Origin of the sequence: Hyphomonas sp., from assembly GCF_040882205.1 — a bacterium.
Taxonomy (GTDB): Bacteria; Pseudomonadota; Alphaproteobacteria; order Caulobacterales; family Hyphomonadaceae; genus Hyphomonas.
In genome coordinates, this window is sequence record NZ_JBBEBT010000045.1 from 1 (window position 1) to 7,545 (window position 7,545).

Consider the following 7,545-nt stretch of genomic DNA (forward strand, 5'->3'; position numbering starts at 1 on the left):
TAGAGACCCTGTTCAAAAGGCGTGCTGCCACCTTCGTTGATAGGACCCGCAGGGCCAGGCAGAGTGTTGATCGCTTCATTGAAGGCGGCGGGCGACTGATGGCGAAGGCGTAAGGACTGCGCAGCACCGTCGCCGAGCGATCCGATGCCGATCTGCAACGTGCCGCCATCCTTGATGAGACGCGCAGCCCGCAGGCCGATGGCATGGCTAGCAAGATCAACGCGCGGTGCCGGCAATCCGGCAAGATCATAGCCGCCGGCATCCAGCAGAATGTCGAATTCTCCGGCAGGCACCTCGGCATCGTTGGGCATGAACGGCAGCTGGTCGTTGATCTCGCCGACAACGACGAAACCTTGGCGGCCGGCCTTTTCCCGCATCAGCGGGATAAGGTCGAGGCTGATATCAGTATTGCATGCGAGGCTGAAGCGATCCCCGCGCTGCGCGATCATCTGCCCGATGACATTCACCTTTCCGGCAATGATGCGGCGCATCGCGTGCGTATAGTTGACACTGCTGAAGTGACGCTGCGCGTAAGCGTTACCGAGCAAGGTGCCTGTTGCCAAAAAGAACTCCTCGACCTCGACGTTATCGGGAAGCCTGCCCTTCGCGCGGTCGACTGCATAAGTGAGGTCCGGATTGTTGCCAAACAGGCGTTCGATGACCGGCCCGCCAAAGCGCTCGGCAAGGCCTTCCGGGAGCTGCGGCCTGATGAGCGAGAGCGCTGTAAAGATCGTCAGCCGGACCGAGCTGTCCGTTCTGGCACGTTCGTAGAGGGCATTGACCAGACGGTTCGCCTTACCAAGGCCGAGCGGCAAAGCCAGGCGAATGTCCTTGCCCACGCGTTCGATGACCTCCGCAGCGCAGGCGTCCGCCGAATCAAACTTCGCCGGCGCAAGTCCCGCCTGCCCCTGTACTGTTGCCCTCATTCCTGTCTCGCAGTTCCTGACCAGTTAGCTTCCGCATCTAGGTAAAGAAGCGGCTGAGGATTTGCAAAGGCTGGAATTTTGCGACGCCCGTCAGGCAGTCTTTGCCATGAGGCTCGCATTGCCACCGGCGGCGGCGGTGGTGATATAGGTCTATACTTCGTTGCACAGCCAGTCTGCGCGGCAGGCCATTCCAGCGGCGCAGTCGGACGTTCGGGCGCACTGGAGGGTTACAACGGCGCCGGATAAAACTGCAAGTTCGTGCTGCAGCGCGGTGACGTCCTCCGCGCTGCCTTCCAGCAGGGCGGCTTCAAAGGGGTTCGTCTTGTGTTGCTGTCAGCGTGGAGGCGGCACCATCCGGCAGGCCCTCCGCAATTGGCAGGTCCGATACATGGGCGCGGTTTCCCGTAGCCAGAACAGAAGCAATTTGCCGGAACAACCCGTGCTCTGTCTGTGGACGGATCAATACAGTTGCCTTCGGCTGCAAGGCATAGGGTTTGCGCTCGCCGGCGGGGCGAGGTAAGTCTGCAACGCGGCCGGCAGGTGATGTTGCGCCATGCCTCCGGGCAATCGCGGCAGCAGGGGCGTGGTTCCTGGCGACAGGTCCGCCTGCAAAGGCAGCCAGCGCAAGGCCGGGGCTATTGTCCCCGGGACACAAGGGGCACGCCGCGTCCAGTGACAGGCTGGACAGCTAGAGCGGCGCCGGACAGGCCATGCCCGCCAGGGGGCTGCACGCCTAAAACAGCGCCGACTGTTTCGAGTTTCACATACAGGTTGCCGGCACGCATGCTGCCGGGAGCCTCCTTAATGGCGGAACAGATCCTTGTGTGCAGGCTAAAAGTCAGGCCGAACGCCGGCGGCGTTGATGCCCGCAATCAGCTTGCTAAGCGAGGCCCGGCGGGCCCGGAGAACGTGCAGCAGGGGCCCGAAAAATTTCGCTGCCATTGCCGCGATGTGATCTGCGATCATGTCTCTGGCTTCGGCATGGATCCCGGGGCCGGCATCGGCAGAGAGAAGGTCCGCGGGGCCGGCCGGCAACTCTGACAGCGCGCCTTTGAGCATCGTCAGGCTAGGGCCGGCAATGTCTTTCCAAAGGCGCAGGATATCCAGCGCCGGGCAGCACTGGCAAGCTTTCTGGCCCGGTAAAGGGTCCGGCCCCGGCGCGGCGGCGGCCTCCGGCAGCAGCCCGGCATGCTCCTGCCAATTTCAGGAGCGATGATCGCAGCCGGCGTTGGTGAGAGCCTTTCAGACACGATTGCCACAAATCCGGCGCGGCAGAACTTAATCGGTGCAGCCCGGCTTTGGGGGGCCGATCCGTTGCCCTTGAGCCGGTTGCGGGAAAAGGTCACCAGCCCCGGCGGCACAAGGGCCGCCGGGGCTGGGCGCGGTGAATGAGGCATTTGCCGCGGACACCCTGGCGCGCGCTCTGGTCAGCGCTGCTGCCAGGCGCCCGCGCGAGCTGGCTGCGCAGGCCTGAAATTGCGCTTCCCGGGCGCCGGCCAGATTTGCTAGCCGCTGCGCCGGCTCTTCATCAGCGGCTGGATGCGCGTGCCGAAGGCCTCGACGCCTTCTAGGAAGTCATCGAATGTCAGCAGGACACCGCCGGTGTTCGCCACCTCGGCCATCTCGTCCAGCATCCTCGCGATACTTTCATAGGAGCCAACCAGCGTGCCCATGTTGATGTTCACTGCGCCTTCGGGCGCCGCCAGCTGGCGCACGTTCGTGTCCTTGTTCACGGTATCCCTGGCGCCCTGATCGGCGAGCCAGGCAATCGCCTCCATATCGACGCCGTCATTGTAGCTCTTCCATTTCGCATGCGCTTGCGCGTCGGTCTCCGCCGCGATGATCATCACGAGCACGAAGACCTGCACATCGCGGCCGGTTTTCTCAAGGGCGCCGGCGAGGCGTTCATTGTTGAATGCGAATGCGGTCGGTGTGTTGACGCCTTTGCCGAGGCAGAAGGCATAGTCCGCCCACTTGGCCGAAAAGGCGAGGCCAGCATCGGACGATCCCGCGCAGATGATCTTCATGTCGCCGCCAGGCTGCGGGCGAACACGGCAGTCTTCCATCGTGTAATACTTCCCCTTGAAATCCGAGACGCCCGTTTCCCACAGTTCACGGAGTATATGCGCATACTCGTCCAGCATCTGGTAACGGTTGCGGAAATGCTCGTCGCCGGGCCAGATACCCATTTGCGTGTACTCTGGGGGCTGCCAGCCGGTGATCAGGTTCAAACCAAACCGGCCATGGCTGATCGAGTCTATGGTATTGCACATCCGCGCCGCAAAGGCCGGCGGGATAACCAGTGTCGGGCAGGTCGCATAAATCTTGATCTTCTCGGTAACAGCCGCAAGCCCCGCCATGAGCGTGAAGCTTTCCAGCCCGTATTCCCAGAACTCGGTCTTGCCGCCAAAACCGCGTAGCTTGATCATTGAGAGCAGAAAATCGAGACCGTACTTTTCCGCACGCTGGGCGATCTCCTTGTTGAGATCGAAGCTGGGCTTGTATTGCGGCGCATTCTCGCTGATCAGCCAGCCGTTATTGTTGATAGGTATGAATACGCCGATCTGCATTTCAGGACTCCTTGCGTCGTTCGCCGGCAAGCCAGGCTGGGATGATACGGTTGAACTCTTGCGCTTCGGTCACGTTGCAGGCGTGTCCACCGCTCTCGAATTCCAGTTTCAGGGCATTTGGAAGGCCATAAGCCAACCGGTCACCTGCCGATGACGGTACGAGAATGTCGTCGCGCGACGTGACCACCAGTGCCGGCGCGTCGATCTCGTTCAACCGGGCGTCAATATCAAAAGCCGCCAGCGCGGCGATCCGCTTTTCCATGGTCTCCGCGCCCGGAAATTGCGCCATCTGATGAGGCAGTTCCGCCTCCAGTTCAGCATGGTGCGCCGAAATCCAGTTTGCCGGATAGAGGAAAATCGGTTGAGCCCGGAGATAAGCTTCCGTCCCGGCTTTTCGCAGCAAGGCGAGGCGCGTCTCGAAGCAGCGCAGGAAGTGCGGGTCAGGACGGGACCAGCCATTGACGATGACCAGCCGGTCTACCCGATCCGGTGCGTTCAGCGCCAATGCAAGGGCTGCGATGCCGCCGGCGGCATGTCCCAGGACGCTCGCCTTGCCGGCGCCGGCCGCATCGAGTACGGCCATCATGTCACCGGCGAGGTCGTCCACCTTCACTGAAACAGGAAGTGCCCGGTCGCTCCTCCCCGTGCCGCGATGGTCATACGTGATGACGCGGTGTGTCGCCGCAAGGGCACTCAGGTTTGGGCCCCAATAGCTCGCTGAGCCGCCCAGCCCTGAAGAGAGCAGCAGCGGAGCGCCATCCTCCGGTCCCGATACCTCCCAATGCAGCCCGGCCGCGACTGCCATCACCCGATATGCGCGACCGAAGCGACTTCCACCAGGCAATCGGCTTTCACCAGTTCCGCCTTCACGCAGTAACGCGCAGGTTTGTTGCCCGGAAAATACTCCGCATACACCTTGTTGAACGCCGCATAGTCGGCAAAGTCCTTGAGAAAGATATGGTTCATTGCCACGTCCGCCATCGTCGCTCCGGCGGCTTCCAGGGTTATCCTGATCGTATCCAGAACAGCGCGTGTCTGCGCAGCAGCGTCGCCTACATGCAGCACGGTCCCGCCCTCACCGAGGGCCAGCACGCCGGAGACATACACCGTGTTGCCAGCTTTTGCGCCGGCCGAGTAAGGCGCAATAGGTTTTGGCAATTGCGGCGGGTTGATCGGTTCAAAGGCCATGCCTGTCTCCTTCAGGAAGCTGTCCAAGTGTGCTGCGGAACTCCGCGACCGTGCTTACCCAGCCAAAAAACGTCTCGATATTGTATAGGGTTGCCTGTTGCACATAATCCGGGCCAAGATGATGTGTTGCATCGTGCAGCATGACGCTGAAATACTCGAGGTGGAACGCGTCGCGCAGGGTGGACTCGACGCACACATTGCTGGCAATGCCGACAAACACAAGGGTGCGGATGGCGCGCGCCCGCAGAACACTGTCCAGCTGCGAGTTGAAGAAGGCGCTGTAACGCGTCTTGTGCAGCCGGATGTCACCCGGTTTGGGCTGCAGCGCGTCCACCAGCTCATAGTCCCAGCCGCCGCGCGCCAGCAGCTTGCCCTGCAAACCGGGATGCGCGCGCATGGTCTTCAGGGCATTGGACTTGTGCCAGTTCGGAGATCCAGGCCCGCCTGCTTCAACATAGTCCGGGTCCCAGCCGTTCTGAAGGAATACGACCTGAATGCCGGCTTTGCGCGCGGTATCAAGCACCTGCGCAACTTGCCCGATGACGCTGGCGGCGCCGGAAATGTCGAAACCAGCAAGGTCCACATAGCCCCCGGGCGACGCGTAAGCATTCTGCATGTCGATCACGACGATGGCCGTGGTCGCAGGATTGACCTCGATCGGCTCTGGCCGGGCGGGCAGCGTGACCGGAGGCACGTTGGGGAAGGCGGGGCCTGCAGGCATCTGTTACCCTCCTGAATTAGCAGGGATATGTTTCCCCACTGACACCTGCGATGCAAGAGGCGATCGTGCAATCGGGCATAACCTGAAAACCCACTGCCATTCTTCCAGGGGTGGCAAATCAAGCCTTCGTGCCGTTTACATCATCACACCCGGCGGCAAATGCCCAAGTTCTGGCCGGTTAGCTGTTTCAGGAGATGTAATTCAGGGTGCGCGGCGACCAGTTCTGTGGAAGCAACCTAGGACTGGCACACATAAAGACAGGACGAGAGCAAAATGACCATAATTGCCGGTGTCCGCCACCTTACCCACTACCGGTATGATCAACCGGTGAGCCTTGGGCCGCAGGTTATCCGTCTCCGCCCGGCGCCGCACTCCCGGACGCGGGTCGTCTCCCATTCCCTGAAAGTGTCGCCGGCCGAGCATTTCGTGAACTACCAGCAGGACCCCTACGGCAACTGGATGGCCCGGTTCGTGTTTCCAAAGCCGGTCCGCGAACTGAAGATAGAGGTCGATCTCGTTGCTGACATGACGGTCTACAACCCGTTCGATTTCTTCGTGGAGGAGACTGCCGAATCCTGGCCCTTCATCTATCCCGAAGAGATCGCCGATGATCTCGCTGTTTATCTGGAACCGGATAAGCCCGGCGCATTGCTCAAGGACTGGCTGGCGGGCTTTTCGCGCGAACCCCGCAATACGGTCGACATGCTGGTCGCCCTGAACGCGCAGCTGCAAAGCGAGATTACCTATGTGATCCGCATGGAGCCCGGCGTCCAGTCGGCTGAGGAAACGCTCCGCCTCGCGCGGGGCTCCTGCAGGGATTCTACCTGGCTCCTGGTCCAGATCCTGCGCCATCTCGGCATCGCGGCGCGGTTCGTGTCTGGCTATCTGATCCAGCTAAAACCGGACCTTGTGTCTCTCGATGGCCCTCCCGGTACGGATCATGACTTTACTGATCTCCACGCCTGGGCCGAAGCCTACTTGCCTGGTGCCGGTTGGATCGGGCTCGATCCCACTTCCGGCCTGCTGACAGGGGAAAGCCATATCCCACTCGCCGCGACGCCGCATTATCGCAACGCCGCGCCAATCTCCGGAACGCTGGCTGGAAACCCGCAGATCGAGTTCGCGTTCGACATGAAAGTCGAGCGCCTTTCAGAACATCCGCGCATAACCAAGCCATTCTCGGATGAGGCCTGGGCCGATCTCGTCAGCCTCGGCCACCAGATCGACGAACGCCTGAAGGCAGGCGACGTCCGCCTGACCATGGGCGGCGAGCCGACATTTGTGTCCATAGATGATTTCGAGGCGCCGGAATGGAACACCGCCGCAGCCGGCCCAACCAAGCGCGACCTTGCGGACAAGTTGATCCGCAGACTGCGGGAACGCTTCGCCCCCAGCGGCTTCCTGCATTACGGTCAGGGCAAGTGGTATCCTGGTGAAAGCCTTCCGCGGTGGACCTTCTCGCTCTACTGGCGCCGCGACGGAAAACCCATCTGGCGCAATCCGGACCTGATTGCCCCGGAACGCGCAAACACCGGCGCCGGCCCCGTCGAGGCTGAGGCCTTCCTCACGAAAGTGGCGGATCTGCTTGGTGTTGACACGGACATGGTCGCGGCAGCCTACGAAGACCCCGGCGAATGGCTGCTGAAGGAAGCAAGGCTTCCAGACAATGTGACGCCGGATAATTCGAAGCTTGAAGATCCGGAAGAACGTGCCCGAATCGCGGCGGTCTTTCAGCGTGGGTTGACGAAGCCCTCGGGCTTCGTGCTCCCGGTTCAGCGCTGGCAGGCGCAGGCGCCGGCGAGCCAGCGGTGGCGGTCTGAAAAGTGGAAACTCCGGCGAGGCAAGCTGTTCCTCGTGCCGGGCGATAGTCCCGTCGGTTTCCGCCTTCCGCTGTCCGCCTTGCCCTGGACCCCGCCCGCGCTCTACCCCTACATCCACATCGCTGATCCTAGTCTGCCGCGCGGTCCCTTGCGCGGCATTGACACCGATGCGGACGCGCGCGCTCTGCCAGCGGCGAGCATGACGACAGCCGAAGCCGGGCAGGAACAGGTGGGGCAATATCTGGATACCGAAGCAGGTGTCGTGCGCACCGCCATCAGCGTCGAGCCGCGCGGGGGCCGTCTGTGCGTGTTCATGCCGC

Annotated in this window: 7 protein-coding genes and 1 pseudogene; 3 read left to right on the forward strand and 5 right to left on the reverse strand. The window is 61.8% G+C overall.

Going from position 1 to position 7,545, the window contains the following annotated elements; genetic code table 11:
• A pseudogene (locus tag WEA77_RS02285) lies at positions 1–926 on the reverse strand (hypothetical protein); the annotation flags it as partial.
• A gap of 804 nt (positions 927–1,730) precedes the next feature.
• Between WEA77_RS02285 and WEA77_RS02290 the strand changes: the two are divergent.
• A complete protein-coding gene (locus WEA77_RS02290; RefSeq protein ID WP_368066251.1) occupies positions 1,731–1,967 on the forward strand; it encodes a hypothetical protein in 237 nt (78 codons plus the stop codon).
• Between the two features lie 147 nt (positions 1,968–2,114).
• Entirely contained in the window at positions 2,115–2,318 is a 204-nt protein-coding gene (locus WEA77_RS02295) for a pyrroline-5-carboxylate reductase dimerization domain-containing protein (RefSeq protein ID WP_368066252.1), read from the forward strand.
• A gap of 113 nt (positions 2,319–2,431) precedes the next feature.
• On the opposite strand, the gene rutA is transcribed toward WEA77_RS02295, so the two are convergent.
• From rutA to rutB, 4 genes are read right to left on the reverse strand one after another with little or no spacing between them, the layout of a single operon-like run.
• Positions 2,432–3,496 carry a pyrimidine utilization protein A gene (gene rutA, locus WEA77_RS02300; RefSeq protein ID WP_368066253.1) on the reverse strand — a complete coding sequence of 355 codons (1,065 nt, stop codon included), beginning with the start codon at positions 3,494–3,496 and terminating at the stop codon, positions 2,432–2,434.
• A 1-nt stretch (position 3,497) separates the two neighbouring features.
• Positions 3,498–4,301 carry a pyrimidine utilization protein D gene (gene rutD, locus WEA77_RS02305; RefSeq protein WP_368066254.1) on the reverse strand — a complete coding sequence of 268 codons (804 nt, stop codon included), beginning with the start codon at positions 4,299–4,301 and terminating at the stop codon, positions 3,498–3,500.
• Positions 4,301–4,684 (reverse strand): pyrimidine utilization protein C, encoded by a 384-nt coding sequence (rutC, locus tag WEA77_RS02310; protein ID WP_368066255.1) that lies wholly within the window; start codon positions 4,682–4,684, stop codon positions 4,301–4,303. Before rutC ends, rutD begins: the two co-directional genes overlap by 1 nt.
• On the reverse strand, positions 4,674–5,405 hold the full coding sequence (gene rutB / locus WEA77_RS02315) for a pyrimidine utilization protein B (RefSeq protein WP_368066256.1): 732 nt from the start codon (positions 5,403–5,405) through the stop codon (positions 4,674–4,676). Before rutB ends, rutC begins: the two co-directional genes overlap by 11 nt.
• A 273-nt stretch (positions 5,406–5,678) precedes the next feature.
• Between rutB and WEA77_RS02320 the strand changes: the two genes are divergently transcribed.
• A partial coding sequence (locus WEA77_RS02320) for a transglutaminase family protein (protein WP_368066257.1) occupies positions 5,679–7,545 on the forward strand: 1,867 nt, incomplete at its 3' end.